The organism is Pseudomonas sp., assembly GCF_037994325.1.
In the GTDB taxonomy this organism is placed as follows: Bacteria; Pseudomonadota; Gammaproteobacteria; order Pseudomonadales; family Pseudomonadaceae; genus Aquipseudomonas.
The window spans coordinates 1-2,732 of record NZ_JBBNAH010000722.1 but is presented as its reverse complement, the minus strand read 5'-3'; the positions used below and the strand labels follow the sequence as shown (position 1 = coordinate 2,732).

General features: G+C 61.5%; 3 protein-coding genes. All 3 read right to left on the bottom strand.

Annotated features, from left to right (window positions below; genetic code table 11):
* The coding region (locus AAAB16_RS23985) for an LLM class flavin-dependent oxidoreductase (RefSeq protein WP_340665603.1) at window positions 1-449 on the bottom strand (449 nt) is incomplete at its 3' end.
* A complete protein-coding gene (locus tag AAAB16_RS23980) occupies window positions 442-1,971 on the bottom strand; it encodes an MFS transporter (protein WP_340665602.1) in 1,530 nt (509 codons plus the stop codon). The genes AAAB16_RS23980 and AAAB16_RS23985, both read right to left, overlap by 8 nt.
* A gap of 62 nt (window positions 1,972-2,033) precedes the next feature.
* Window positions 2,034-2,732, bottom strand: a 699-nt coding sequence (locus tag AAAB16_RS23975) for a tRNA-dependent cyclodipeptide synthase (protein ID WP_340665601.1), incomplete at its 5' end; no start/stop codon positions are given.

Here is a 2,732-nt window from a genome sequence, read left to right as displayed (position 1 = left end):
GCATGGGCCAGCGGCTGGTCGTGGTTAAAGTTTTCGCTGCCGACCAGAGCGGTGACCAAGTTCCAGCCAGCGCGGCCGTTGGACAGCTGGTCCAGCGAGGCAAAGCTGCGCGCCAGGTTGTAGGGCTGGTTGTAGCTGGTATTGGCGGTGGCGATCAGGCCGATATGGCGGGTGACCATGGCTAACGCGGGCAGCAACACCAGTGGGTCCCAGCGCAGGCTGTAGGGCCCGCGCGCCAACACCTCGGGGGCCAGCTCGCCGACGCTGACGTTGTCGTTTAAGAACAGCGCATCAAAACACCCACGCTCCAGGGTTTGCGCGTAGTGCTGGTAGCGCTGCACGTTAAGCGAGGCGTCGGCGTCGGCCTGCGGGTGGCGCCAGGCGCCGGTGTGGGCGCCGGAGCCAGACAAAAACGCGCCCAGGCGCAAACGCCCATCGGCGTTAGCCATGGGCGTGTTCCCCCGCTTCAGCAACCTGCGGCTGACGGCGCAGGAGCCACAACACGCCCGCCAGCGCGGCCAGCAAGACCACGGCTAAAAACACCATCACTGCTTGGTAGCCATGCAGAAAAGCTTGCTGCACCCAAGCGCTAAGCACATCCGGGGTTTGGCCTAAATGCTGCGACAACACCGCCACGCCCTGCTCCGGTTGCGCCACTGCCGCGTCGAGCCAATCTGCTGTTCCAGCACCGCTGGTACTGGCCAGGTCACGGGTGGCAAAACTGCGGTAAATGCCCACGCCAATCGCCAACCCCAGGCCGCCGCCAATATTGTGCAAGGTCATCAGCGAGCCCATCGCCACGGAGCTGATTTGCGCTGGCACCGAGGTCATCCCCAGCACCGTCGAAGGGCCAAGAATGCACGCCCAGCCGAGGCCCATCAGCACAAAGGCAGTGAGCAGATAGGCCAGCGAGGTATGGGTATCAAAGCCGGCTTGCAGCACGGCGGAAAGTACAAACAAGGCCAAGCCAGCCTGGATCAGCAGGCCCGGCCCTTTGCGGTCCACCAAGCGCCCAACTACTGGCGACAACAGCGCCACGCCAAGGGTGGTCGGCAGCAACAGCAGCCCACTGGCTTGCACACTCTCGCCCCGGATCAGCGCCAGGTATAGCGGCATAACAAAAAACGCCAGGCAGTAGAAAACTGCCAGGGAAAAACTGGCGACCACGGCCGCGACAAACCGCCGATTGGCAAACAGCGCCAGGTCGACAATCGGCGCCTTCACCCGCCGCTCCACTTGGATAAACGCCGCCAGGGTAACCACGGCCAGTGCCAGCACCCCCAGGCTGGAAACCGACGTCCAGCCCCATGCCCCACCTTGCACAATCAGCAGCACCAAACTTGGCAAGCCAATCAGCAACAGCAGCGCGCCCCAGCCGTCCAGGCCCTGTTGTTCGCCACGGGATTCATCAGCGGCCCAGGCGGTAATGGCGATACTCAGCAGCACAAAGGGCACGTTAATCAGGAAGATCCATTGCCAGCCAAAGGCGCTGGTAATCACCCCGCCCAGCACCGGGCCAATGGCCAGGCCGACGCCGTTGACGCTAAACAGCACGCCAAAGGCTTTGCCCTGTTCATCAGCGGCAAAAGCGTTGGCGACGATGGCCCCGGAGGCGGTGTACAGCACTGCGCAGGCCAGGCCCTGGGCCACCCGCGCGGCAATCAACAGGTCGATGCCCTTGGCCAAACCCGCCGCTAGCGAGGCCAGGCCAAACACCGTTAACCCGATAAACAGCACGCGCTTGCGCCCGTATAAATCGGCCAGCCTTCCAACCAGCACCATAAAGCTGGAGAGCGCCAGAATAAAACCGTTGATCACCCACTGCAGGCTCTCCACCGAGGTGCCGAGGTCGGCCTGCAACGCCGGCAGTGCGGTGTTGACGATGGTGAAATCGACACAGCCAAGAAAGCTGGCAATGCTCACGCCAAACAAGGCCCACCATTTGCGTTGCTGTTGCGCAAAAACGCCCATGGACTACTCCTGAAAATAAGAACTAACGGGCGGCACGGCCACCCGCGTAAGGGGCAAAACCGTTACACCGCGATAGCCGAACTCGACCAGGCCGGATGCACCAACCCCGGCAAGGTGAAGGGAATGGGAATGCCGCGTTTTTTGAATTTGAGCGGCAACCAGTGCACGCGCTCGGGGTTTACCGGCTCAATCAGCAGCTCGCGGGCGGTGGCCATGGCGTGGGTCATTTGCTGCGGGTAGATGATGAAGTCGTAACCCTGCTCCGCCCACAGCGGCAGGATGATGGGGATTTCTTCAAGGATATATTCGCGGCACTGGGCGGCGGCCTGCTCGAAATCCGCCTCGGGATCACGCAGGCGCAAGCGCTCGATAAATACGCCAATGGTGGTGTCGATGGCCTCACGCAATCGGCTGTTTTCTTGCGCGTAAACGTCGTTTACCTGCAAGCGCAAATCGGCGTAACGGTCGCTGGCCAGCTCTTGATTCCAACGGCTGATGGTCACCTTCGCTTCCAGGCCGTCGAGGTATTTTTTGTTGCGCGCCAGCCAGGCATCGCCGTCACGAATCGATGCCGACAAAGCCAGACCCGGCGACTTGCCATGCTTGTTATGGCGTTGCAGGGTGTCGGCCACCACCACTTTTACCTGGCTAAAACCGGACTTGTTAATCAGGTGCACGGTGGAGCTGAGCTTTTGTTCTTCGTGGTATTCCTGGCCAACGCTAACCGCCAGCACGCAGGTTTTGCCGGTGAAATCGAGCTC

Coding starts and splice junctions, on each gene's coding strand:
- AAAB16_RS23980 (WP_340665602.1), bottom strand. CDS start 1,971: ATGGGCGTTTTTGCGCAACAGCAACGCAAATGGTGGGCCTTGTTTGGC.